General features: G+C 76.4%; 24 protein-coding genes. 13 read left to right on the top strand and 11 right to left on the bottom strand.

The annotated features are described in order from the left end of the window. Positions 1 to 42: 42 nt before the first annotated feature. Positions 43 to 573, bottom strand: a complete 531-nt coding sequence (locus IF30_RS0131240; protein ID WP_030244723.1) for a hemerythrin domain-containing protein — start codon at positions 571 to 573, stop codon at positions 43 to 45. Between the two features lie 76 nt (positions 574 to 649). Beyond that, the gene (locus IF30_RS0131235; RefSeq protein WP_051711629.1) at positions 650 to 1,615 is read right to left on the bottom strand and encodes a DMT family transporter; all 966 of its coding nucleotides are present in this window, start codon (positions 1,613 to 1,615) and stop codon (positions 650 to 652) included. Positions 1,616 to 1,663: 48 nt separating this feature from the next. Here IF30_RS0131235 and IF30_RS0131230 point away from each other — a divergent pair, with 48 nt between their 5' ends. From IF30_RS0131230 to IF30_RS0131210, 5 genes are all read left to right on the top strand, one after another. Beyond that, positions 1,664 to 2,290, top strand: a complete 627-nt coding sequence (locus tag IF30_RS0131230) for a MarR family winged helix-turn-helix transcriptional regulator (protein WP_078891856.1) — start codon at positions 1,664 to 1,666, stop codon at positions 2,288 to 2,290. A gap of 71 nt (positions 2,291 to 2,361) precedes the next feature. Then, positions 2,362 to 2,880 carry a DUF6328 family protein gene (locus IF30_RS0131225; protein ID WP_037901728.1) on the top strand — a complete coding sequence of 173 codons (519 nt, stop codon included), beginning with the start codon at positions 2,362 to 2,364 and terminating at the stop codon, positions 2,878 to 2,880. 374 nt (positions 2,881 to 3,254) lie between these two features. Beyond that, positions 3,255 to 3,851, top strand: a complete 597-nt coding sequence (locus IF30_RS0131220) for an AAA family ATPase (RefSeq protein ID WP_030244716.1) — start codon at positions 3,255 to 3,257, stop codon at positions 3,849 to 3,851. 120 nt (positions 3,852 to 3,971) lie between these two features. After that, positions 3,972 to 4,421, top strand: coding sequence for a glutaredoxin domain-containing protein (locus IF30_RS0131215; protein WP_051711627.1), 450 nt, complete (start codon positions 3,972 to 3,974; stop codon positions 4,419 to 4,421). Positions 4,422 to 4,755: 334 nt separating this feature from the next. Continuing rightward, complete coding sequence (locus IF30_RS0131210; protein WP_030244712.1) at positions 4,756 to 4,944, top strand: hypothetical protein; 189 nt, start codon at positions 4,756 to 4,758, stop codon at positions 4,942 to 4,944. Between the two features lie 90 nt (positions 4,945 to 5,034). Here IF30_RS0131210 and IF30_RS45775 read toward each other — a convergent pair whose 3' ends face one another. The 3 genes from IF30_RS45775 to IF30_RS0131195 form a co-directional block, all read right to left on the bottom strand. Continuing rightward, the gene (locus IF30_RS45775; protein WP_078891855.1) at positions 5,035 to 5,457 is read right to left on the bottom strand and encodes a peptidoglycan-binding domain-containing protein; all 423 of its coding nucleotides are present in this window, start codon (positions 5,455 to 5,457) and stop codon (positions 5,035 to 5,037) included. A gap of 343 nt (positions 5,458 to 5,800) precedes the next feature. After that, positions 5,801 to 6,760, bottom strand: a complete 960-nt coding sequence (locus tag IF30_RS0131200) for an SDR family NAD(P)-dependent oxidoreductase (protein WP_030244709.1) — start codon at positions 6,758 to 6,760, stop codon at positions 5,801 to 5,803. Positions 6,761 to 7,094: 334 nt separating this feature from the next. Next, a complete protein-coding gene (locus tag IF30_RS0131195) occupies positions 7,095 to 7,640 on the bottom strand; it encodes a cysteine hydrolase family protein (protein ID WP_030244707.1) in 546 nt (181 codons plus the stop codon). Positions 7,641 to 7,965: 325 nt separating this feature from the next. Here IF30_RS0131195 and IF30_RS0131190 point away from each other — a divergent pair, with 325 nt between their 5' ends. From IF30_RS0131190 to IF30_RS0131180, 3 genes are all read left to right on the top strand, one after another. After that, positions 7,966 to 8,892: a phosphotransferase gene (locus IF30_RS0131190; RefSeq protein ID WP_234322913.1), complete on the top strand. Its 927-nt coding sequence runs from the start codon at positions 7,966 to 7,968 to the stop codon at positions 8,890 to 8,892. Between the two features lie 71 nt (positions 8,893 to 8,963). Beyond that, on the top strand, positions 8,964 to 9,755 hold the full coding sequence (locus IF30_RS45770) for a hypothetical protein (protein WP_234322912.1): 792 nt from the start codon (positions 8,964 to 8,966) through the stop codon (positions 9,753 to 9,755). A 257-nt stretch (positions 9,756 to 10,012) separates the two neighbouring features. Beyond that, entirely contained in the window at positions 10,013 to 10,678 is a 666-nt protein-coding gene (locus IF30_RS0131180) for a DUF4097 family beta strand repeat-containing protein (RefSeq protein ID WP_030244702.1), read from the top strand. A 245-nt stretch (positions 10,679 to 10,923) separates the two neighbouring features. Here the strand turns inward: IF30_RS0131180 and IF30_RS0131175 are convergent, their stop codons facing one another. Beyond that, complete coding sequence (locus IF30_RS0131175) at positions 10,924 to 11,721, bottom strand: hypothetical protein (protein ID WP_030244700.1); 798 nt, start codon at positions 11,719 to 11,721, stop codon at positions 10,924 to 10,926. Between the two features lie 107 nt (positions 11,722 to 11,828). On the opposite strand from IF30_RS0131175, the gene IF30_RS0131170 reads away from it, so the two are divergent. Then, the gene (locus IF30_RS0131170; protein WP_030244698.1) at positions 11,829 to 12,479 is read left to right on the top strand and encodes a GNAT family N-acetyltransferase; all 651 of its coding nucleotides are present in this window, start codon (positions 11,829 to 11,831) and stop codon (positions 12,477 to 12,479) included. Positions 12,480 to 12,532: 53 nt separating this feature from the next. On the opposite strand, the gene IF30_RS0131165 is transcribed toward IF30_RS0131170, so the two are convergent. Both IF30_RS0131165 and IF30_RS0131160 read right to left on the bottom strand, forming a co-directional pair. After that, positions 12,533 to 13,306: an HAD family hydrolase gene (locus tag IF30_RS0131165; protein ID WP_051711622.1), complete on the bottom strand. Its 774-nt coding sequence runs from the start codon at positions 13,304 to 13,306 to the stop codon at positions 12,533 to 12,535. Positions 13,307 to 13,362: 56 nt separating this feature from the next. Then, positions 13,363 to 13,716, bottom strand: coding sequence for an ArsR/SmtB family transcription factor (locus IF30_RS0131160; RefSeq protein WP_030244696.1), 354 nt, complete (start codon positions 13,714 to 13,716; stop codon positions 13,363 to 13,365). Between the two features lie 123 nt (positions 13,717 to 13,839). Here IF30_RS0131160 and IF30_RS0131155 point away from each other — a divergent pair, with 123 nt between their 5' ends. Beyond that, the gene (locus IF30_RS0131155; protein ID WP_037901725.1) at positions 13,840 to 15,018 is read left to right on the top strand and encodes an MFS transporter; all 1,179 of its coding nucleotides are present in this window, start codon (positions 13,840 to 13,842) and stop codon (positions 15,016 to 15,018) included. Positions 15,019 to 15,086: 68 nt separating this feature from the next. Here IF30_RS0131155 and pgm read toward each other — a convergent pair whose 3' ends face one another. From pgm to IF30_RS0131140, 3 genes are all read right to left on the bottom strand, one after another. Then, a complete protein-coding gene (gene pgm / locus IF30_RS0131150) occupies positions 15,087 to 16,727 on the bottom strand; it encodes a phosphoglucomutase (alpha-D-glucose-1,6-bisphosphate-dependent) (protein ID WP_030244692.1) in 1,641 nt (546 codons plus the stop codon). A 160-nt stretch (positions 16,728 to 16,887) separates the two neighbouring features. Continuing rightward, the gene (locus IF30_RS0131145; protein ID WP_030244690.1) at positions 16,888 to 17,187 is read right to left on the bottom strand and encodes a YciI family protein; all 300 of its coding nucleotides are present in this window, start codon (positions 17,185 to 17,187) and stop codon (positions 16,888 to 16,890) included. A 77-nt stretch (positions 17,188 to 17,264) separates the two neighbouring features. Next, positions 17,265 to 18,788, bottom strand: coding sequence for a multicopper oxidase family protein (locus IF30_RS0131140; RefSeq protein WP_030244689.1), 1,524 nt, complete (start codon positions 18,786 to 18,788; stop codon positions 17,265 to 17,267). Between the two features lie 334 nt (positions 18,789 to 19,122). Between IF30_RS0131140 and IF30_RS0131135 the strand changes: the two genes are divergently transcribed. The 3 genes from IF30_RS0131135 to IF30_RS0131125 are packed head-to-tail and all read left to right on the top strand — an operon-like array spanning position 19,123 to position 22,021. Then, complete coding sequence (locus IF30_RS0131135; protein WP_078891854.1) at positions 19,123 to 20,580, top strand: pyridoxal phosphate-dependent decarboxylase family protein; 1,458 nt, start codon at positions 19,123 to 19,125, stop codon at positions 20,578 to 20,580. Further along, positions 20,577 to 21,263, top strand: a complete 687-nt coding sequence (locus tag IF30_RS0131130; RefSeq protein ID WP_051711620.1) for a hypothetical protein — start codon at positions 20,577 to 20,579, stop codon at positions 21,261 to 21,263. Before IF30_RS0131135 ends, IF30_RS0131130 begins: the two co-directional genes overlap by 4 nt. Continuing rightward, positions 21,260 to 22,021: a DUF6875 domain-containing protein gene (locus IF30_RS0131125; protein WP_158835614.1), complete on the top strand. Its 762-nt coding sequence runs from the start codon at positions 21,260 to 21,262 to the stop codon at positions 22,019 to 22,021. Before IF30_RS0131130 ends, IF30_RS0131125 begins: the two co-directional genes overlap by 4 nt. The last annotated feature ends 92 nt before the right edge of the window (positions 22,022 to 22,113 follow it).

The raw sequence follows: 22,113 nt of genomic DNA, 5'->3' as shown, positions 1-22,113 counted from the left end.
CCGGGCCGGCGCCGGGCCGGTGCCTCGAAGGGGCCGGTGCGCCTACGGCGTCGCGAAGCGCAGGACCGGCGCGGACCAGCCGTCGTCGCCCACTCCGGCGTCCAGCGCGGCGCCGATGGCCCGTTCCTCGTACGCGAAGTGGGAGTCCATGATGGCGGCCAGGCCGTCGAGTTCGCGGCCGATCGCCGCCAGGTCGGCCGGGCCGGGCGGGCCGGTGTCGGACGATCCGGCGGCCGGTGCGGCACGCGCGGCGAGGTCGGCGAGTTCGGCGAGTTCGCGCACCCGGGCGAGGATGGCGGAGATGAACCCGTGGTCCTCGACGAGTTTGGCGACGGTGGGTGCCAAGTCCGGTCGTTCGAGGAGGAGTTGGGCGAAGAGCCCGTCGTCCTCGCCCTGGTGGTGGTTGGTCAGGGCGGTGCAGAAGGCCAGGCAGTGGGTGAGGAGCGTGTCGTCGTGCGGGCGCCGGCGGCCGAGGTTCGTGCGGACGTCGGCGAGGCGGCGGCGCAAGTCCTGGTGCGCGCGGGAGAGTTGAAGGCTGAGGGCGGCCGTACGGCCGTTGTCGCGGGAGGCCACGGAGGCGGTCCCTTCGGTCGTGCACCTCCATGCCTGACGCAGTCCGCCACCGGCACGCGATGCCGGCGCCATCCGATCACGCGCCCCGGCCGGCGGGCAAGCGCGCACCGGCGGCGGCCCCGGCGACGGCGGTGCCGGTAGCGGCGGTGCCGGTAGCGGCAGGCCCGGGACCGGGGCCGGGCCCGGGCTCGGCTGCCCGGCCGCGTGGCCGCCCGAGGAGGATCCCGGCGGCCACCAGGGCCAGCCCCGCGCCCTGCCGCGCCCCGAACGCGTCGCCGTCCAGCGCGGTGCCCAGCAGCACCCCGGCCAGCGGGTTGAGCAGCCCGAGCAGGCCCACCGTCCCGGCGGGCAGGTGGCGCAGCCCGGCGAACCAGCAGGTGAAGGCGAGGGCGGTGGCGATCAGGGTGACGTAGCCGAAGGCGAGCAGGGTGGGGGTGTCCATCGGCGGGGGCGCGCCTTCGGCGGCGGCGGCCAGGGGCAGGAGCATCAGGCCGCCGGCGGTCAGCTGCCAGGAGGTGGCGGCCAGCGGGTCGGCGCCCTCGCGCCAGCGGACGGCGAGCACGTAGCCGACGGAGGAGACCAGCATCGCCGCCGCCGAGGCCGTCAGGCCGGTCCAGCCGATGCCCTCTCCCGTCCCGAGCAGGGTCAGTGCGACCCCGGCCAGGCCGACCACGGCGCCGGCCAGGTGGGCGGGGGGCGGGCGCCGGCCGGCCAGGGCCCAGGCGGTGAGCAGCATGGTGAGCGGGGAGGCGGCCATGACGGTGGCGGCGGCGCTGGTGGGCAGCAGTTGGGAGGCGAGGTAGAGCAGGACGAAGAAGACGGCGGTGTTGAGCAGGCCGAGCAGGGCGCTGCGCCACCACCAGGCGCCGTGGGGGCGGCGGCGGGCGAGGGCGAGCAGGAGCAGTCCGGCGGGCAGGGCGCGCAGGGCGGCGCCCCACAGGGGGCGGTCGGCGGGCAGGTAGGCGTGGGTGACGTGGTAGTTGGCGCCCCAGGCGAGCGGGGCGAGGGCGGTGGGCAGGACCCAGCGCGCGTTGGCTTCCATGGAAGACAATATAGCTTCCCGGGAAGCTACCGTGGGTAGGATGGCCGCATGGAGCACGCCGATCACCAGCCGGGCCGCCAGGCGGCGCAGCGCCCGGGGCCGCACGTGGCGCAGCGGCCGGGGCAGCACCCGGACCGCCGTCCCGGGCAGCCCGCCGACCACGTCGCGCAGATCCAGGCCGAGTGGCGGCGCGAGCGCCCCGACCTCGACGTGTCCCCGCAGGCCGTCATCGGCCGCCTGCACCGCCTCGCCGCCCGCCTGACCGCCGAACTCACCCTGGTCTACCAGCGCTACGGCCTCGGCGAGGGCGAGTTCGACGTGCTCGCCGCACTGCGCCGGGCCGGCGCCCCGTACGAGCGGGCCCCGGGCGAGCTGGCCGCGCACACCATGGTCACCACCGGCGCGATGACCAAGCGGATCGACCGCCTGGAGCGCGCCGGGCTGGTCACCCGCCGCCCCGCCGAGGACGACCGGCGCGGGCGGGTGGTCGCCCTCACCGACGCGGGGCGGCGCCTGATCGACGAGGCGTTCACCGCGCACATGCGCAACGAGCACCGCCTGCTCGCCCACCTCGCCCCCGAGGAGGCCGCTGCCCTGCAGACCCTGCTCGCCGCCTGGCAGGACCGCCTGGACGGCGCCGGGCCCGAGCCCTCCCCACGCCCCGGACGCCCCTAGCCGTCGTCCGGGCACCCGGCCCCCTGCCTCCGGGCCCGGGCGCCGGGCGCCGGGCCGCCACAATGTGACCCATGACCAGCGCGCCTCCCCCGCCCTCCCCGCCGCCCTCCCCCGCGTCCCCGCCCGGCTGGGAGAACCCGGCCGTGCGGGCCGACCGGCGCCTGGTGGAGCTGCTGCAGGAGCTGCGGGTGCTGCAGACCGGCGTGCAGATCGTCTTCGCCTTCCTCCTCGGCGTCGCCTTCACCCCGCGCTTTTCCGGACTCACCGACGCCCAGCAGGACATCTACGTCGCCACCCTGCTGCTGACCGTCATCGCCGCGGCCGTTCTCGCCACCCCCGTCGCCCTGCACCGCGGCCTGTACCGCCACCCCGGGAAGGAGCGGATCGTCACCGTCTCCGCCCGCATCGCCCAGGCCGGCCTGCTGCTGCTCGCCACCGCGCTGACCGGCGCCGTGCTGCTGGTCCTGGACGTCGTCCTGGGGGCGGCGGTGGCGGTGGCGATCACCTGCGTCGTCGCGCTGGTCTTCACCGCGCTGTGGTTCGTCCTGCCCTGGGCGGTACGCCGCGCCACCACGGGCGACCGGTCCTGACCCGCACGGCCGGTCAGGCCGGCCCCGGCGGCGCGGGAGGGGGCCCCGGCCTGACCGCCGCCCGCTTCTCCGCCGCCCGCACCGCGCGGTGCGGGCGGCGGACCCGCGGACCGGGCCTTGGGCCGGCTGCCGACGCCGGGGGCCGGGCCGGAAGGCGGGCCTCGGCCGCCTCCCCACCCCGCAGAGCCCACCGGCGCCCCGGACCGCTTACCAGCCGGACCGCCGCTTACCGCCCGGACCGCTCACCACCCGGACCGCTTACCGCCCGGGCCGCTCACCGCGCCCACCACCCGATCCGCGGACCGCCCGCGCCGCCCCGGCCGCTCACCGCCCCCGCCCGTCCGGTCGCCCGCCCCGGCGCCTACCGTGCCCGTATGCACACCGACGACAGCCCGTGGGACGTCCTGCTGATCGGCGGCGCCTCCGGCCTCGGCAAGAGCCGCGCCGCCGCCCGCCTCGCCGCCCGGCACGGGGCGTTCACGGTGGAGTTCGACGACGTGGTCGCCGCCCTGCGGGCCGCCACCACCGCGGCCACCCACCCCGGCCTGCACCACTTCGGCACCCCGGGCCCCGCCGCGAGCGCCGACCGCGTCCTGGAACTGCAGATCGCCACCGCCCACGCCCTGGACGACGCCCTGCTCGGCGTCGTCCGCAACCGGCTCACCGTGGACGTGCCCGCCATCGTCGAGGGCGACTACCTCACCCCGCGCGCCGCCGCCCGCGCCGCCGCCGAAGCCGCCGCGCAGGGCCGGCGCGTACGCGCGGTCTTCCTCCACGAGGGCGATCCGGCGCGCATCGCCGCCAACTACGCCGACCGCGAACCCGCCGACGGCCCGCAGCCCGAGCGCGCCGCCGTCAGCGCCCGCTACTCCGCCTGGCTCGCCGACCGGGCCGCCGCCCACGCCCTGCCCGTCCTCGACTGCCGCCCGTACGCCACCCTGCCCGCGCGCCTGGCCGCCGCCCTCGCCTGACCCGGGCCGGGGCGGCGACGTCCTTCCCGCCGCCCACCCGCCCCTCCCGCCCCTCCCGCCGTCCGCGAGGGGACGCCCTTCGTTCACGGGGCGTTCGAATCACCGGTAGCCTGCCGACCCATGACGCGCCGTCCGTGGATGCTGCCGCTCCTGTTCGTGCTGATCGGCTCGGTCGCCGCGGCCGGCCTCGCCGCCCGGGGCGGACCCGTGCCGGCCGCGGTGTTCCTGCTGATGTTCGTCCTGCTCGCCCTCGTGAACTCGCCTCTGCCGTTCCCGAAATCCGTCGGCGCGGCCGAGGCGCGGCGCCGCAGCGCGGCCGACGGGCGGCCGGTCGTCTACTGGCGGCCGGGCTGCAAGTACTGCCTGCGGCTGCGCCTGCGACTGGGCCGTGACGCCCGCCTGGTGCACTGGGTCGACATCTGGCGCGACCCGGAGGGCGCGGCCGCGGTGCGGGCGGTGAACGACGGCAACGAGACCGTGCCGACGATGCTCGCCCCCGGCCCCGGCGGCGAGCAGACGGCCACGACGAACCCGTCCGTTGCCCAGGTGAAGAGCGCCCTGGCGCTCTGACTCCCCCACCCGCCCGGGCGCACCCCGCCCGGCTGCCGAGCGGGGAGCCGGCCACGTCCGCCCGGCCGTCTCGCCATCGGCGACGGCCACGGCGACGGCGACGGCCACGGCCGCTCCCGCTCGCCGCCCCGGCCACCACCGCCCGCGCGGCGCGGCCCGTCCACACCCTGCGCAACGTTCGCACCCGGACCCGCCTGCACCACGCCGACGGGACCAGCCAGGTGAGCCTCGAAGTGGGCGGGCCGGTCGCCGGGCAACGCTGGGAGCTACGGTCGGAGGGCACGACCACCAACCTCGCCGGGCCCAGGACCCGGACGGCGGCTTCACCGGCTGCGTGACCGTCGGCGACTTCTGGAACGCCCGCCTGGGCCAGTGCCGCACCAGCGAGGAGGCCTGGACCGTCACCCCCGGCGCGCACGCCCGGATCATGTCCGAGTCCGGCCTCAACGGCAACGACCTCTACCTGACGGAGGCCCAGCCCGGCCGCGACGCCGCCGCTCCGGACCGGACGGTGATGCCCTGAGCCCTCCTGAGCCGTCCGGGGCTGGGGCACGCAGAACGCCCGGCCGGGAAACCCCGGCCGGGTGTTCGTACGAACCGTGCCCGGACCGTCCTACAGGTGACGGCAGCCGGTCCAGTTGCCGATGTAGTCGTACACGTTCCACAGCATGGCGCTGCGCGTGGCCGGACCGTAGATACCGTCCGGGGACAGGTTGTGCCCCTGCTGGAACGTCCGGACGGCGCTCTCCGTGTCACCGCCGTACTCGCCGTCCGCGCCCCACCGGCCCACGCTGATGCCGTTGCACTCGGCGAGGCTCCGCTGGAGCTGCACCACGTCGTCCCCGCTGGAGCCGTTCTCCATGAGGCACGAGGTCGAACCGCCGCTCGTGCTGGGAATCAGCGAACGACCGATCCCGTACGGGACCGAGACGGCCGTGCTGCAGTAGCCGTCCGCCGCGGAGGCGGCGGGAGCGAAAGTGATGAGCCCGGCGACAGTGGCTGCCGCTGCTCCGAAGGCCGCGAGTTGGCGCTTCAAGAAATCCCCCTAGATGAACTGCGGACACACCCGTGTGAGGTGGCCCGGCCAAGCGACGTTGATCCTAGGAGGAGATCGAGGCGGCGAGCAAGATCACACCGGGTCGGGCCCGGTTCGTCGGCACCAGGGATTGAGGGCGCGCCCGCCTGCTTCCGTCGGGGAGTTGAACGTCGAATCCCGAAAAACCGCGTACGGCGGCCGGCAGGAACCGTACGCCCGGTGACTGCTGTCTTTCATTCGGTGAACTCCTGGGAACGCCCCGGGGTGTGATCTGATGCCGCATCAGGCAACGTTTGTCCCGTCGTGGGGTGAGGCCCGCGCCGGGGGTGAGGCCCGCGCCGGGTCAGGGCGCAGGGCGGAAGCCGAGGTCGTGCTCGACGCCGGCCAGGGCGCAGCTGGCGTCCCAGAGTCGGGCGGCGACCTCGGTGTCGGTGAGCCGGCTGTAGAGGGGTTCCGGGCGTGGTTTGCCCCGCAGGCCGAGGACCCGGGGCCCCAGGAACTGTCCGCCCTGGACCTGCGGGTCGAGGACGGCCCGCACGGCGGGCCATGCTCCGGCGTACTTGCCCTGGACGAGGAGGCCGGCGGGCAGTCCGGTCAGTCGCTCGCCGGCGGTCGTCTCGTGGACGGCGGGGCGGGCGGGGGTGAGGGAGTCGAGGGCGCCGCCGGGGTGGGCCACGACGCTGATCACGGTGCTGCCGGCGGCCCGCAGGCGGCGGTCGAGTTCGAAGCCGAAGTACATCTGGGCCAGTTTCGAGCGGCCGTAGGTGCGCTTGGGCCGGTAGTCGTGGGTCGACTGCAGGTCGTCCAGGTCCAGGTGCTCGGTCTTCGCCGCGAAGCTGCCGACCGTCACGATGCGGGCGGCCGGCGCGGCGGACAGCAGGGGCGCCAGCCACCGGGTCAGCGCGAAGTGGCCGAGGTGGTTGGTCCCGAACATGAGCTCGTGGCCGTCCTTGGTTTCGCGGCGCGGCGGCTCGTCGAGCGCGACGCCGGCGTTGTGGACCACCGCGTCGAGGCGGTCGAGGTCCAGGGCGTCCACGGAGGTCCTCAGGGACGGCAGGTCGGCGAGGTCGAGCCGGAGGTGGCGCAGGCGCGCGCCGGGGACGCGGGAGCGGATCGAGGCCATGGCGGCCCGGGCCTTCGCGGGGTCGCGGCTGCCGAGGACGATGTCGGCCCCGGTTTCGGCGAGTTGTTCCGCGATGAAGTAGCCGATTCCCGCGTTGGCGCCGGTGACCAGGAAGGCCTTGCCCTCGGCGCGTGGCAGGCGGTGGACGTCCCATCGCTGGGGCTGGGGTCGGGGGGTCATCGGCGGCAGGCTCCTCGTGCGGGGGCGGCTGGACGGGTGCGGGCGGGCCGGAGCGCTCGTGCGTGGCGGCGCGCCCACACCTCAAGATCGCAGCCGCCACCTGCAGGCCGCCGACACCTCGCTGTCACCCCACCGGCAGCGGACGGCAGACGGCTGCGAACGGTGAAACGGCGGACGGCAGCGGACGGCTGCGGATGGGGCGCTCGGCCGGCCCGGGCCTGGTGCTTGACCGCGTGCAGGTCACGCCCGGGTGGGCGGGTTCGGCGGCCGTGGCCTCGTCCTGGCCGGCCGGCGGAGGGGCGCCGCCGGCCGGGGCGCCGCGCGGCCCGGGGGCTCAGGCCGGGGTGGTGGCGGCGAGGAGGGCGTCGGTGTCGGTGACGGTGACGCCCAGGTCGCGGAAGGCCTGGAGGGCGGCGGTGTGGGCCGGGGCGGCGAGGGCGGTGACGGCGTCCTCGACGACGGTGGTGGGGTAGCCGAGGGTGACGGCGGTGCGCACGCTCTCGCCGACGCCGTACTCGGTGGTGATGCCCGCGACGACCAGGGCGGTGGCGCCGAGGCGGCGCAGGCGGTCGGCGAGGTCGGTGCCGTCGAAGGCGTCGATGCCGTACTTGGTGACGACCTCGTTGCCGGGGCGGGCGGCCACGTCGGGCGCGAAGCGGTTGAACGCGGAGTCGGGGCCGCCGTCGCTGCCGTCCGTCCGGGCGTAGCGGACGAGGACGACGGGCAGGCCGGCGCTCTCGAAGGCGTCCTTCAGCCGGGCGGCGGAGCGGACCACGGCGGCGCCGGTGAGCGGCGCGGAGGGGCGGTTGACGATCCAGTGCTGGAGGTCGACCAGCACCAGGGCGGTGCCGGGGGCGAGGGCGGCGGGGGTCTCGGTCATCGAAGGGCTCCGTGGGTGGTGGGGACGGCCGGGGAGGGTGGGTTGCCCGGCGGGTGCGTCCCGCGGGTGCTGCGGTCGCTCGCCGGTGCCGGTCGCGTCCCCGGCCGCCCCCCTGGGGCCTGGGATTTTCCGGGCCTGACGCTACCTCAGTGCCGCTGGCGCCCTGCCGGGCGGGGAGCCGCCAGGCAGGGCGGCGCCGCCGGACCGCGTGCGAGGATGGGCCGATGGGACCGGAACTGCCGTTCGGGGAGATGCTGCGGGCCGGACTCGGCGCGCCTCGGGGGCCCGCCTGCTGGACAGCAGTCCGCGGTCGCGGGTGTGGCGGGTGGAGCTGTCGGGTGCGCCGGCGGTGGTCAAGCAGCTGGTCGACGGCCCGGAGGCCGCCGAGCGGTACGCCCGGGAGGTGACGGCGCTGCGGCTCGCCTCCCGGGTCGAGCCGGCCGTGGTGCCGCGGCTGCTGGGCACCGATCCCGCCGAGCGGGTCCTGGTCCTCGAACACCTCGACCACCGGCCGCCCGGCGAGGACTGGCTGGTCGACTACGCCTCGGCGCTGGCCCGCCTCCATGCGGCCACCGGCGCGGGCGACGCGGGGGCGCTGCCCGTCTGGCGGGGCCCGACGGCGGGTGACGTCGACTCCTTCCTGGCCTTCGCCGGCGCCGTCGGGGCGAGCGTCGCGCCGGGTGTGCGGGGCGAGTTGGAGGCCCTGGTGGAGCGGCTGCGCGCGTTGCCGGGGCACGCCCTGCTGCACGGCGACCCGTGCCCCGGCAACGACATGCACACCCGTGGCGGGGTGCGGTTCATCGACTTCGAGCAGGCGTCGCTGGGCAGCGGGCTGGTCGAACTCGCCTACCTGCGCATCGGTTTCCCGACGTGCTGGTGTTCCACCGCCCCGCCCGCCGCGCTGCTGGACGCGGCGGAGGCCGCCTACCGGGCGGCGTGGCGCGCGGCGACGGGCGCGCAGGTGGGGGGCGGTGTCGCCGATGCGTGCGCGGGCTGGCTGCTGCGGGGGGACGCGCTGGTCCAGCGGGCCGAGCGCGGCGGGGTCGACCACCTGGCCAGGGTCCGGGAGCAGGACTGGACGTGGGGGACGGCGACGGCCCGCCAGCGGCTGGTCCACCGCCTGGGCGTCGTCGCCTCGACGGCCGACGAGGACGGCGGCCTGCCGGGTCTGGGGCGGTTGGCCGCGCAGGTGCGCGGGGGCATGCTCGCGCGGTGGCCCGGGCTGCGGCCGCTGCCCGCGCGCCGGCCGTAGGCGCTCGCCCGTCGCGGGCTCCTGGGCCGATTCGGTGGCAGCGGCGGCCCGCGGGCGGCGAGACTGCACGGATGGACACTCCCGTACCGGACCTGCGCGTCCGTGATGTCGTGCCCGACTACGCGGCCATGCACCCCCTGGTCGCCGACCTGGTGCTGCCCGAGGGCGCGCCGATGCCCGTCATGAGCGCGTTGGAGACCTCCCGCGAGCTCATCCGGCATTCCTACTACCGGTACGAGTTCGCCACCGTCGCCGTCGCCCATGCCCTGTGCGCCGTGGAGCAGGTCCTCGCCGAGCGGCTGGCCGTCGAGGCCCCGCTGGAGGAGCTGATCGGGCGCGCGAGCGGGGCGGGGCTCGTCTCGGCTTACCTGGCGGGCGAGTTGGAGCGGGGGGTACGGCTGCGCGAGCGGCTCGCGCGGGGCACGGCGACCAGTGCCGCCGTCAATCCGGTCAGGGCCGTGGACCTGGTGCGCGCCGTGTTCGACACCGTCGACCTGGTCCTGCACCCGCCCGCGGCGGCCGGGGCCGCACCGGCACCGGCACAGGACGGGCCGGGCGGGCCGCAGGAGCGGCTCGCCCGGCTGTGGGAGGAGCACCGGCGTGCCCCGTTCCCCGCGAGCTTTCGCGGCGTGGGCATCGAGGGCGCGGACCTGGTCGCCCTGGACGCCGACGTCGCCGGCCTCGTCCGGCGGGAGCTGGACGGCGGGCTCGACGCCGACGGCGTCGCCGACCTGTGGGCGTGCGTCGCCGGCCTCGGGCGGGTCGTGCCCCTGCTCGCCGAGGAGTACTGCGCCGCCTACTTCACCCGGCTGCGCACGCTCGCCGAGCTCGCGGCGGCACGCCACCTGCCCGACGCGACCTGACCGCCGGCCGGCCCGGCGCAGCCGGCGCCCGTGCCCGACGTGCCCGACGTGCCCGACGTGCCCGCCATAGCGTTCACCTCGCTCCATTGCAATGAACCGTACGTCCTGACGTTGCGTTACCGTCAGGGCGGTTGCAACATTTTACCGGCCATGGCCAGCGCAGATACCGAAATGACGCAACATCATCGTTGCCCACAATCAGAAAGCAACGTAGCGTTTCCAATGTCAGAAACAACGACCGAACGCCGGAGAGCGCCATGCAGACCTTCGCCACCCCCGCCCCGATCACCGCCGTCCTGACCGTGCCCGCCGGCCGGGTCGAGTTCGTCGCCGCCGACCGCGCCGACACCGCCGTCGAGGTCCGCCCCGCCGACCCCGCGAAGAAGCGCGACGTGCGCACCGCCGGGCAGACCGCCGTCTCCTACGCCGACGGCATCCTGCGGGTCCAGGTGCCCGAGCCCGCCAACCCGCTCCTCGGCTCCCACGGCGCCGTGGAGGTCACCGTCCGGCTGCCCGCCGGCTCGAACGTCGAAGCCACCGCCGCCGCCTGCGAACTGCGCGCCGTCGGCCGCCTGGGCGACCTCGCCTTCGACGGCGCCTACCGCCGCATCAGCGTCGACGAGGCCGCGTCGGTGCGCCTGAGCGCCGTCGACGGCGACATCGAGGTCGGCCGCCTCGACGGCCCCGCCGACATCGCCACCACCCGGGGCGACATCCGCATCACCCGGGCCCGGCGGGGCGCGGTGCGCCTGCGCACCCAGTGCGGCGACATCACCGTCGGCGCCGCCACCGGCGCCTCCGCCGCCCTGGACGCCTCCACCGCCTACGGCCGCATCAGCAACGCCCTGCGCAACGACGGCTCCACCGGCCTGGACATCCGCGCCACCACCTCCCGCGGCGACATCACCGCCCGCAGCCTCTGACGGCCCCGGCCCCGGCCCTGGCGCCGGCCCTGGCCCCGGCCTCGGTGTCCGGGCCGGGCCGGGCCGGGCCGGGCCGGGCCGCAGGAGAGCACCCCGCGCGGGACGCCGGCCCCCGCCACCGCCGCCCCGATGCGCACCGGCTCCTTCGTCCTGATCGGCAGCGAGACTTCGCGCCGGACCACGTCTACGACGGGTCGGTCGTCACGCTAGACGGCGCCAACCGCCGGTTGCCGGGGCGCCGGCCGCTAGGCGCGTACCTGCGGGCGGGGTGGGCCGGCTTGCAGGCCGCCCTGCGGGGTGTCGGCCCGCTCGCCCCGCGGGGCCGCCGCCCGCCGGTAGGCCGCGTACAGCAGCACCGCGACGGCTGCGCCCTTCACCGCGCCGCCCGCCAGCGCCGCGGCCTGCAGCAGCGGGTAGGAGGAGGGCCTGGGGTACACGCCCGCGGCGGTCAGCGGCAGGGAGGTCAGCACTGCGGACGCCAGGGCGTCGAGCACCACGACCGGCAGCACCCAGGCGACCGTGCGCCACGAACCGTGAGTCAGCCGCCAGGCCCGCCGCACGCCCCGGCCCTCCAGCAGCACCGCCATCGGCAGCAGCGCGGCGGCGAACACCAGGTACGCGCAGGACAGGGCGACCGCCTTCCACACGGGCGAGAAGACCAGCCCGGCGAAGGCGTCGACGTCGATGTCGGCGATCAACCCCAGCACGCCCGTCACGTTCAGCAGCACCAGCCAGCCCCCCAGGCGCGCCACCCGCGCGACGTCCGGGCGCAGTGCCGACGCCAGGCCCGTGCCGCCGTCCAGGATTCGCAGTCCGGCGCTCCAGCACCAGGCGGCGGCAAGGCCGTGGACGGCCAGTGCGGCGATGTCGCGGGTGTGCCACAGTCCGGCTTCGCCGAGCCGCTCCCACAGTTTCAGCTCGCCCCAGCCGACCGCCGCGAACACCAGGTGCACGGCCAGCAGCCGCCACCCGCACTGCGCGGTCTTCCCCCGTACCAGGGCCCACCCTCGGGTGTCGGCCCCGTCCCTCAGTTCAGTGGTCATCGCCGGGGACTCTAGTTCACCGTGTCCGCGCGGCCGGCGGGGGCGGGGACGGGGGCCGGACGGGGAAACCTGGTGCGGGTGGCGTGCGCGGCGGGCACACTGTGCCGATGCTCGTCGACCACTGGCCCCTGATCGGGCTGCGCGTGACCACCCCCCGCCTGGAGTTGCGGCTGCCCGTCGAGGAGGAGCTGGGCGAGGTGGCCGACCTCGCCGCCCGCGGCGTCCACCCGCCGCAGGTGCGTCCCTTCCTCGTCCCGTGGGGCGAGCTGCCGGCCGCCGAGCGGGCGCGGCACGTGCTGCAGATGCACTGGCGGCGCCGGGGGCGGTGGACGCCGCAGGACTGGGCGCTGGACCTGGCCGCCTTCCACGAGGGCCGTCCGGTGGGCGTGCAGGACATGCGGGCCACGGATTTCGGTGTGCGCCGCGAGATCGTCTCCGGGTCGTGGGTGGGCCTGGAGCACCAGGGGCGCGGCCTGGGCACCGAGATGCGCGCCGCGATGCTGCACCTGGCGTTCGCGGAGCTGGGCGCGCACTCGGCGACCTCGGTGTCCTTCGCCGACAACCACTCCTCCCTCGCGGTGTCGGCCAGGCTCGGCTACCGGCCCGACGGCATCAGCCGCGACGTGCTGGACGGCCGGGTCGTGGAGTCCCGGCGCCTGCGGCTGGGCCGCGAGGACTGGGAGCGCCACCGGCGGACGCCGGTGACCGTCACCGGTCTGACGGACGGTTGCCGGGCCCTGTTCGGCGCCGACGCCTGAGGGACGGGCCCGCTCGGCTCCCGGGCCAGGCGGCGGGCGGGGCTACGGCGGGGCTACGGCCGGGGCGGCGGGGTGGCGGCGGCCGGGGTGATGTCCGGGGCGGTGTCCAGGGCGGCGGGCAGGGCGGCGAGGGAGTGCAGGACGCGGATGCCGGGGGCGGGCGGGGCGGGCGGGGCGGTGCGGGCGCTGCGGTCGAGCCAGAAGGCGTGCAGGCCGGCGTCGCGGGCGCCGAGCGCGTCGAGGTCGTACTTGTCGCCCACGTAGGCGACCTCGTGCGGGGCCAGGCCCAGCCGCTCGCAGCCGGCCCGGAAGATGCCGGGGGCGGGCTTGGCCTCGCCGTGCTCGTCGGAGCAGACCAGTGCCGCGTCGTCGAAGTGGTGCAGCAGGCCGATGGCGCGCAGTTTGCGGCGCTGGTGGCCGGTGGAGGAGTTGGAGACGATGCCGAGGCGGTAGGCGGGGGCGAGCGCGGCCAGCACCGGGGCGGCGTCGGGGAAGGCGGCCCAGGCGGCGTCGCGGCGGGCGGCGTAGTCGGCGAACCAGGCTGCCGCCTGTTCGTCCGTCAGGCCGTGGGCGCCGTCCTCGCCCAGGTGGGCGAGGAAGCGCCGGGTGCGTTCGTGCTGCTGGCCGGTGAACGTCAACTCCCCGGTCAGGAAGCGCGCGTACTGCACTTCCATGATCTCGCGCCACAGGGTGAGCGCGGCTTCGGGGGTGGGGAAGCGTTCCAGCAGGCCCACGGCCCGCAGGTGGGCGAGGAGGCCGGCCCCCTCCGAGCCCGAGTAGTCGAACAAGGTGTCGTCGACGTCGAAGAGCACGCCCCTGATCGGCACGTTCCGTCCTTTCCGCGGTGCCGGCGCCCCGGGTGCGCCCGGGGCCGTCGAGGACCCTATGCGGGTGCGGCCGGGTGTCGGGGGGCGGGTGGCGGGGCGGCGGCCAGCAGGGCGTCGAGCAGGCCGGGGAAGCGGGTGTCGAGGTCGGCGCGGCGCAGGCTGACGAAGCGGTTGCGGCCGGCGACGCGGGTGGTGGTGACGCCGGCTTCGCGCAGGACGCGCATGTGGTGGGAGACGGTCGACTTGTGGAGGTGGTCCAGGCCCAGGGCGCGGGGGTCGCAGGAGTGTTCGGCGTCGTCGGCGTAGCCGAGCAGCAGGGTCATGCGGACGGGGTCGCCGAGGGCGTGCAGGACGGTGACGAGGTCGATGTCGGCGGTGGCGGGCTGGGGCAGCCGCTCGTCGTCGCTCATGGCGCACAGCCTCCGGGCGCTGGACGGTGGATGGTTTGACAATCATCCACCCATCCCCGAGTGTTTGACGAGCGTCAAACTGTTGCACGTCCGTCAAACGATTTCGCCCCGGGGGGCCCGCCCGTGCCCGTACGTCTGCTCCTGCTCGCCCTCGGCACCTTCGCCATGGGCACCGACTCGATGGTCGTCGCCGGCATCCTCGGCCCGGTCTCCGCCGACCTGGGGGTGTCGGTGCCGGCCGCCGGCCAGCTGGTCACCGTCTTCGCGCTCGGCTACGCGCTGCTGGCCCCCGTCCTCGCCACGCTCACCGCCCGCTGGCCGCGCCGGCGCCTGCTGCTGACCGCGCTCGCGGTGTTCAGCGCCGCCAACGCGCTCAGCGCCCTCGCCCCCACCTACGGCCTGCTGCTGGCCACCCGGGTGCTGGCCGCCGCCGGCGCCGCCCTCTACACGCCGACCGCCAACGCCGTGGCCACCACCCTGGTCGCCCCCGAGCGGCGCGGCCGGGCGCTGGCGACCGTGCTCGGCGGGATGACGGCGGCCACCGCCCTGGGCGTGCCGCTGGGCACCTGGGTGGGGCGCGGCGACTGGCGGATGACGATGTGGCTGGTCACCGCGCTGGGCGTGGCCGCGCTGGCGGGCCTGGCCGCGCTGCTGCGCGACCTGCCCGCCCCCGCCACCGCCCCCACCCTCGCCGCCCGCCTGGCCCCGCTGGGCCGGCGCCGGGTGCTGGGCGCGGCGGCCACCACGCTGGTGTTCTTCCTCGCCTTCCAGAGCGTCTACATCTACCTCGCCACCGCCGTGGCCGGGGCCACCGGCGGCGACGCGGACCGGCTGAGCCTGATCCTGCTGACCACCGGCGTCATGTCGGTGGCCGGCAGCTGGCTGGGCGGGCGCCTGGTGGACCGGGCGGGGGTGCGGCGCGTCCTGCTGACCGGCTCGGCGGTGGCCGCCGCCGCGTTCGCCGCGCTGCCGTGGCTGGGGCGCTCCATGCCGGGGGCGCTGGTGTACGCGGCGGTGGTGCCGCTGGCGGGGTGGGCGGTGTCGGTGGCGCTGCCGCACCGGCTGGCGTCGATCGACCCGGCGAGTGCGCCGCTGCTGATCTCGTTGAACAGCAGTGCGCTGTACCTGGGGACGGCGGCCGGGGGTGTGGCGGGGTCGACGGCGATCGCGGTGCTGGGCGGGCGGTGGTTCCCGTTCGCCGCGGCGGTGCTGGCGGTGGCGGCGTGCGCGGTGGCGGCGGCGGCCACCCGCGACGAGCGCCCCGGCGCGGCCGCCCGCGCAGCGGTGGCCGCCCGGGCCTGAACACCCGGGGACGCGCCCGGCCGCCGGCGACGCCGCCCCGGCGCCGGGGCGGCGTCGCCGGCGGGCCGTCAGCTCCCGAGGACCTCGCCGACCAGGGCGCGGGCCTCGTCCTGGACGCGGGCGAGGTGGTCGGGGCCGTGGAAGGACTCGGCGTAGATCTTGTAGACGTCCTCGGTGCCGGAGGGGCGGGCGGCGAACCAGGCGTTGTCGGTGCAGACCTTGATGCCGCCGATGGCCGCGCCGTTGCCGGGGGCCTCGGCCAGGACGGCGGTGACCTTCTCCCCGGCGAGTTCGCCGGCGCCCACCCGGTCCGGGGACAGGCGGGCCAGGCGGGCCTTCTGCTCGCGGTCCGCGGGGGCGTCCACGCGGGCGTAGGCGGGGGCGCCGTGGCGCCCGGTCAGCTCGCCGTAGTAGGTGCTGGGGGTGGTGCCGGTGACGGCGGTGATCTCCGAGGCGAGCAGGGCGAGCAGGATGCCGTCCTTGTCGGTGGTCCACACCCCGCCGTCGCGGCGCAGGAAGGAGGCGCCGGCGCTCTCCTCGCCGCCGAAGCCGATCGAGCCCTCCAGCAGGCCCTCGACGAACCACTTGAAGCCGACCGGGACCTCCACCAGGGTGCGGCCGAGGTCGGCGGCGACGCGGTCGAGCATCGAGGAGGAGACGAGGGTCTTGCCGACGCCCGCGTCGGCGGGCCAGTCGCCGCGGTGGCGGTACAGGTAGTCGACGGCCACCGCCAGGTAGTGGTTGGGGTTCATCAGCCCGCCGTCGGGGGTGACGATGCCGTGCCGGTCGGCGTCGGCGTCGTTGCCGGTGGCGACGGCGTAGTCGCCGCGGCGGCCGATGAGGGAGGCCATCGCGGACGGGGAGGAGCAGTCCATGCGGATCTTCCCGTCCCAGTCGAGCGTCATGAACCGCCAGGTCGGGTCGGTGTGGGGGTTGACGACGGTCAGGTCCAGGCGGTGGGTCTCGGCGATGCGCGCCCAGTAGGCCACCGACGCCCCGCCCAGCGGGTCGGCGCCGATGCGCAGGCCCGCCGCGCGCACCGCGTCCAGGTCCAGGACCGAGGGCAGGTCCTCGACGTAGGCGCCCAGGAAGTCGTGGCGGGCGGTGGTGGCCGCCGCCAGCGCCCGCGCGTAGGGGACCTTGCGCACGCCGCGCAGGCCCTCGCGGATCAGCTCGTTGGCGCGGTCCTGGATGCGGCCGGTGGCCTCGGAGCCGGCCGGGCCGCCGGTGGGCGGGTTGTACTTGAAGCCGCCGTCGCGCGGCGGGTTGTGCGAGGGGGTGACGACGATGCCGTCGGCCAGCGCCCGGGGGCTGCGCCGGTTGTGGGCGAGGATGGCGTGCGAGACCGCCGGGGTGGGGGTGTAGCCGTCGGCGGCGTCGATCAGCACGTGCACGCCGTTGGCGGCCAGGACTTCCAGGGCGGTCGCCTTGGCCGGCTCGGACAGGGCGTGGGTGTCGGCGCCCAGGAACAGCGGGCCCGCGACGCCCTGTTCGGCGCGCAGCTCGCAGATCGCCTGCGTGGTCGCCGCGATATGGTCCTCGTTGAACGCCGCGTCCAGCGACGAGCCCCGGTGCCCCGAGGTCCCGAACGCGACCCGCTGGCCGACCTCCTGCGGGTCCGGGTGCAGCGTGTAGTACGCCGTCACCAGCCTCGCCACGTCCACCAGGTCACCGGGCTGCGCCGGCTGCCCGGCCCGTGCGTGTGCCATTCGTCTTCTCCCGCCGATGTCCGACTGTGGGTGCCGTGTCCGTCCGTGCCCCGTGCTCACCGATCGTAGCCAGAACGCGACCGTGCCCCGAACCGCGCGGGGCGGTGCGGGGCACGGCGTGGCGCCGGGGACGCCCCCGGCCAGGGCGGGCGGCTTCGGCTCAGGCGGGCAGGTGCTGGCGGTGGGCGTCCAGGACGGGGGCGGTGGTGGTGGCGAGGAACTCCGTCACCCGGTACTGCGTCAGCCCCGCCCGTACGAACGGGTCGGTGGCCACCAGCGCATCGATCGCGGCCCGGTCCTGCCCCACCGCCAGGATGACCCCGCCGTCACGCGGCACCTTGCGCCCCGAGGCGAGGAAGGTGCCCGCCGCGTAGTGCGCCTGCAGCCACTCGACGTGCTGGGGCAGCGCGGCGTCGATCTGCTCCAGCGGGGCGGTGTAGTCCAACTCCAGTACGAACATGCGTCCCAGGCTAGACCCGGGCCGCCCGGGCGCCGCCACAGGGGGCGCGCCCGCCGGTCAGGGGCGGGGCGGGGCGGTCAGCCGATCTCCATCTGCGCCATCATGCCCATCGCCGAGTGGTCCAGCAGGTGGCAGTGGTAGGGGTAGCGGCCGCGGTAGGAGTCGAAGCGGGCCTGCAGGCGCACGCTCTCACCGGGCAGCAGGCGCACGGTGTCCTTGAGGCCGCCCTCCTCGGGGCCCGGGGGCAGGCCGTTGCGTGCCAGGACGCGGAACTGCACCAGGTGCAGGTGGAAGTTGTGGGGGATGTCGGTGTTGGCGTTGACGACCGTCCAGATCTCCGAGGTGCCGAAGGCCACCGCCGCGTCCACGCGTGCCGGGTCGTACACCTTGCCGTCGATCAGGCCGCGCGGGGCGGCGCCGGGGTTCTCCTCGACCTTGAGCACCACGGTGCGCTCGCGTGCCGCCGCGCCCAGGGCGGGCAGGGTGCGCAGCCGGTCGGGGACGCTGCTGGGGTCGGCGGCGGAGCGCACGACGTCGAAGCGCAGCACCTGGCCGACGTGTTCGGCGGGGCCGGGGGGCAGGGAGTTGGTCAGGACGACGGAGGTGCCGACGCGGTAGCGGGAGAAGTCGATGACGACGTCGGCGCGTTCGCCGGGCGAGAGGTCGACGGTGTCGGTGGTGTGGGGGCGTTCGAGCAGGCCGCCGTCGGAGCCGATCTGGGTGAGGGGGCCGCCGTCGGCCAGGCGCAGGGAGAAGAAGCGCAGGTTGGAGGAGTTGAGCAGGCGCAGCCGGTAGCGGCGGGCGGCGACCTCGACCTTGGGCCAGGGGCGGCCGTTGGCGAGGATGGTGGTGCGGTTGAGGGGGTCGTCCATGCGGTAGACGAGGGCGCCGGAGGCGTCGAAGCGGGCGTCGCGCAGGGCGATGGGCAGGTCGTAGCGGCCCGTGGGCAGCGGCAGGGCGCTCTCGGTGGCGTCGGTGATCAGGTAGGTGCCCGCCAGGCCCCGGTAGACGTGCTCGGATTCGCTGTGGTGGGCGTGGTCGTGGAACCACAGGCTCGCGTGGGGCTGGTCGTTGGGGTAGGTGTAGGTGCGGGTGGCGCCGGGGGCGAGCAGGTTCATCGGGCCGCCGTCGCTCTCGGTGGGCACCCGGGCGCCGTGCAGGTGGACGGAGACGGCGTCGTCCAGCAGGTTGGTCTGGCGCACGATCACGGGCCGTCCGGAGCGGGCGCGGATGACCGGGCCGGGGAAGGCGCCGTTGTAGGTGAGGACCGGGGTGCGGTGCCCGGGCAGGATGCGGGCGTAGGAGGGGAGCATGGTGACGGCGTAGGTGTCGGCGCCGTCGTCGGTGGAGACCGGGCTGAGCACCGGGGGCAGCGGCAGCGCGGTGGTGAACTTCTCGACCAGGGCGGGGCCGGCGTCGGGGCCCGGGTCGGGGGCGTCGGCGCCCGGGGAGTGGCGGTGCGCGGCGGCGACGTCGGCGGCGGCCTCGGCGTCCGGCACGGAAGCGGTGGCGGAGGCGGCCGGGCGCAGGGTGGTGCGCGCGAGCAGGACCCCTCCCCCGGTCGCCAGGGCGGCGCCGATCATCCTGCGTCTGGTCACCATCGCGTGTTCCTCCCGCATGGGGCTCCCCCGCCGGCCCGGCGGGTGCCGGGGCGGCCTCGGCCGGGCGTGTTTGGGGGTGATTGCAGCAGGGCCGCCTTGGGTGCCGCTGGGGTCCGGGTGGGGCGGTGCCCGGGGCGGTGCGCGGGGGGCGGGGGCGGTGCCCGGGGTGCGGGCGGGCGGGTGCGGGCGGGCGGGGTGCGGTGAGCTGGGCGTGTTGCGGGCGCCTTGCGCGGCGTCTCCACCGTGGCTCGGGACGCACTCAAGGAACGCTCGCAACACCAAGGAGCCCCGGGCCCGGCGGGCTCGCGGAGCACTCGAAGGGAAGGGCCGGAGCGTGGACCTGCGGTACTGGCTGCCGAGGGCGGCCGAGGTGGCCGAACGGTGGGGGGAACGGTTCGGGGCCTTCGCCGCGCACCCCTCCCACCGGGTGGACGAGGCGGACTTCACCGCCGCGTTCGAGCGCTTCGCCAAGCGCCTGGAGCACAACTACCCGTTCTTCCACCCGCGTTACGCCGGGCAGATGGTCAAGCCCCCGCACCCGGCGGCGCTGGTCGGCTACCTGGCGGCGATGCGCTTCAACCCCAACAACCACGCCTACGAGGGCGGGCCGGCCACCAACGACATGGAACGCGAGTGCGTGGCCGCGCTCGCCGCCATGTTCGGGCTGCCCGCCCACGTGGGGCACCTGACCAGCAGCGGCACCATCGCCAACCTGGAGGCGCTGTACGTGGCGCGCCAGAGCCACCCCGGGCGCGGGGTCGCCTACAGCAGCCAGGCCCACTACACCCACAGCCGGATGTGCCACGTGCTGGGCGTCACCGGCCACGCGGTGCCCGCCGACGCCGACGGGCGCATGGACCCGGGGGCGCTGGAGGAACTGCTGCGCACCGGGCGAGTGGGCACGGTCGTCGTCACCTGCGGCACCACCGGGCTCGGCGCGGTGGACCCGGTGCACGAGGTGCTGGCGCTGGCCCGCAGGTACGGGGCGCGGGTGCACGTGGACGCCGCCTACGGCGGGTTCTTCGCGCTGCTGGCCGGCGACCGGGCGCAGGCCCGGGAGCTGGGCATCGACACCGCGCCGTGGCGGGCCGTGGCCGGCTGCGACTCGGTGACCGTCGACCCGCACAAGCACGGCCTGCAGCCCTACGGCTGCGGCGCGGTGCTGTTCGCCGACCCCGCCATCGGCCGCCACTTCGCCCACGACTCCCCGTACACCTACTTCACCGACGCCGACCTGCACCTGGGCGAGATCAGCCTGGAGTGCTCGCGCGCCGGCGCCTCGGCCGCCGCCCTGTGGCTGACCCTGCAACTGCTGCCGCTCACCGCGCAGGGCCTGGGCGCCGGCCTGGCCGCGAGCCGGCGCGCCGCCCTGGCCTGGGCGGAGCGGATCGAGGAGAGCGGCGAACTGACCCTGCACCAGCGCCCGCAGCTGGACATCGTCACCTACTTCCCCACCCCCGCCGGGGCGCCCAGCCTGTCCGCGATCGACGCCGCCAGCGAGCGCGTGCTGCGCCGGGGCATGGCCGACGAACACGACCCCGTGTACCTGAGCGTGCTGCGCGTGGACGCCGCCGACTTCGCCCGCCGCCACCGGGGCGTGGCGGCCGACGCCGACGGGGCGCGGGTGCTGCGCAGCGTGCTGATCAAGCCGGAGGCCGAGGCGTGGGTGCCGCGCCTGCACGCGCGCGTCGCCGCCCTGGCCGCCGAACCGCCCGCGCCCGCGCCCGCCGCCTCGCCCGGCCCTGTACCCGTCCCCTCGCCCGTCCTCTCGCCCGAGGAGAGTGCCCGTTGACCACCGCCACCGCCCTGTCCGCCGCCGCGGGCACCGCCCCGCGCCCCGCCGCACGCACCGCCGTGCGCCGGGCCCGCCCCGAGGAGGCGCCCGCCCTGGCCCGGCTGCTGGCCGACGCCTTCGCCGACGACGCGCTGATGCTCTGGGCCTTCCCCGACCCCGACCACCGCGCCCGGGTGCTGCCCGCCTTCTTCCGCGTCCACGTCGAGCAGTGCCTGGCCCACCAGGGCGTCATGGTCGCCCACGAGGACGCGCCGTACGGGCGGCTGCTGGGGGCGCTGCTGTTCCTGCCCCCGGGCGTGTGGGAGGACCCGGGCCGCGACGACGGCGCCGCCGCCCGCGCCCTGGCCGAGGCCGTCGACGCCGGGCAGCACGGCGACTGCGCCCGCCGCCTGGCCGCCATCACCGACCTGCAGGCGCGCCGCCACCCGCGCCACCGCCCCCACTACTACCTCGCGTTCGCCGGGGTGCGGAGCCAGGCCCGTACCGCCGGCGCCGGCGAGGCGATGCTGGACGCCGTCCTGGCGGAGGTCGACGCCGCCGGCCAGGCCGCCTACGCCGAGACCAGCTCCGAGGGCGGCGCCCACCTGTGCGCCACCCACGGCTTCACCCGCTTCGGCGAGGCCATCGCGTTGCCCGGCGGTGGCCCGCGCCTGGCCCCGGTGTGGCGGGGGCCCCGATGACCGCCCCCGCCCCCGCCCCCGCGCACCCGCACCCGCACCCGCACCCGCACCCGCACGCCACCGCAGCCGCAGCCGGGGTCCGGGGCGGGGGCGGTGCCCTGCGCCTGTTCAGCGCCGAACGCATCGACGCCGGCGACGCCGCCGCCCACCCCGAGGCCGCGCACGTCCTCGACTGGGCCCGCCGCTTCCTCACCACCGCCCACCCCGACCTGGGCCGCAGCGGCCCGGTCTGCCCCTACACCCAGCCCTCGCTGCGCCGCGGCCTGTTCCACCTCGCCGTCGCCGAGGACGACGGCACGGGCGCGGGCGGGGGCGGCGGCGAGGGCAGTGACCTGCCGGCGCTGGTGGCCGAACTGCGCGCCCGCTACGACGGGTTGCTGGCGGAGCTGACCGAGGAGTCCGACCGCGAGCTGCTGACCGTCCTGCTGGTGCTGCCCGGCGTGGACCGCGCCGACTCCACCGCGCTGGACGAGGCGCAGCGCAAGGCCAAGGACGAGTTCGTCGAACAGGGCCTGATGATCGGCCAGTTCCACCCGGTGTGCGAGGAGCCGGGCCTGTGGAACCGCTCCTTCCGTCCGCTGCGGGCGCCGGTGCCGCTGCTGGCGGTGCGCAAGCTGCTGGTGTTCGACCTGCCGTTCCTCACCGGTGACGAGACGCACCTGAACCACTACCTGGCCCGTTTCGCGCCCGAGGTCCCGGCCCGTATCCGCGACCAGCTGGTCACCAGTGTGCGCGCCCACCAGCGGGCCGCCGCCTGATACCCCCCTCCCCCTGCGCGCGCGGGGCCGGCCGGCGCCCGGCTCCGCGCGCGCCTTCTCTTTCCCCGGCCCCCGGCCCCGTGCCGGTCATC

It is taken from the genome of Streptomyces sp. NRRL S-350, assembly GCF_000719705.1.
Classification (GTDB): domain Bacteria; phylum Actinomycetota; class Actinomycetes; order Streptomycetales; family Streptomycetaceae; genus Kitasatospora.
This window is presented reverse-complemented; position numbering and strand designations above follow the sequence as displayed.

Bases quoted from the DNA above. Each gene is read 5' to 3' on its own strand.
- IF30_RS0131235 (WP_051711629.1), bottom strand. From the start codon at position 1,615: ATGGAAGCCAACGCGCGCTGGGTCCTGCCCACCGCCCTCGCCCCGCTC.
- IF30_RS0131230 (WP_078891856.1), top strand. From the start codon at position 1,664: ATGGAGCACGCCGATCACCAGCCGGGCCGCCAGGCGGCGCAGCGCCCG.
- IF30_RS0131225 (WP_037901728.1), top strand. From the start codon at position 2,362: ATGACCAGCGCGCCTCCCCCGCCCTCCCCGCCGCCCTCCCCCGCGTCC.
- IF30_RS0131220 (WP_030244716.1), top strand. From the start codon at position 3,255: ATGCACACCGACGACAGCCCGTGGGACGTCCTGCTGATCGGCGGCGCC.
- IF30_RS0131215 (WP_051711627.1), top strand. From the start codon at position 3,972: ATGACGCGCCGTCCGTGGATGCTGCCGCTCCTGTTCGTGCTGATCGGC.
- IF30_RS0131200 (WP_030244709.1), bottom strand. From the start codon at position 6,760: ATGACCCCCCGACCCCAGCCCCAGCGATGGGACGTCCACCGCCTGCCA.
- IF30_RS0131195 (WP_030244707.1), bottom strand. From the start codon at position 7,640: ATGACCGAGACCCCCGCCGCCCTCGCCCCCGGCACCGCCCTGGTGCTG.
- IF30_RS45770 (WP_234322912.1), top strand. From the start codon at position 8,964: ATGGACACTCCCGTACCGGACCTGCGCGTCCGTGATGTCGTGCCCGAC.
- IF30_RS0131180 (WP_030244702.1), top strand. From the start codon at position 10,013: ATGCAGACCTTCGCCACCCCCGCCCCGATCACCGCCGTCCTGACCGTG.
- IF30_RS0131175 (WP_030244700.1), bottom strand. From the start codon at position 11,721: ATGACCACTGAACTGAGGGACGGGGCCGACACCCGAGGGTGGGCCCTG.
- IF30_RS0131170 (WP_030244698.1), top strand. From the start codon at position 11,829: ATGCTCGTCGACCACTGGCCCCTGATCGGGCTGCGCGTGACCACCCCC.
- IF30_RS0131160 (WP_030244696.1), bottom strand. From the start codon at position 13,716: ATGAGCGACGACGAGCGGCTGCCCCAGCCCGCCACCGCCGACATCGAC.
- pgm (WP_030244692.1), bottom strand. From the start codon at position 16,727: ATGGCACACGCACGGGCCGGGCAGCCGGCGCAGCCCGGTGACCTGGTG.
- IF30_RS0131145 (WP_030244690.1), bottom strand. From the start codon at position 17,187: ATGTTCGTACTGGAGTTGGACTACACCGCCCCGCTGGAGCAGATCGAC.
- IF30_RS0131140 (WP_030244689.1), bottom strand. From the start codon at position 18,788: ATGGTGACCAGACGCAGGATGATCGGCGCCGCCCTGGCGACCGGGGGA.
- IF30_RS0131125 (WP_158835614.1), top strand. From the start codon at position 21,260: ATGACCGCCCCCGCCCCCGCCCCCGCGCACCCGCACCCGCACCCGCAC.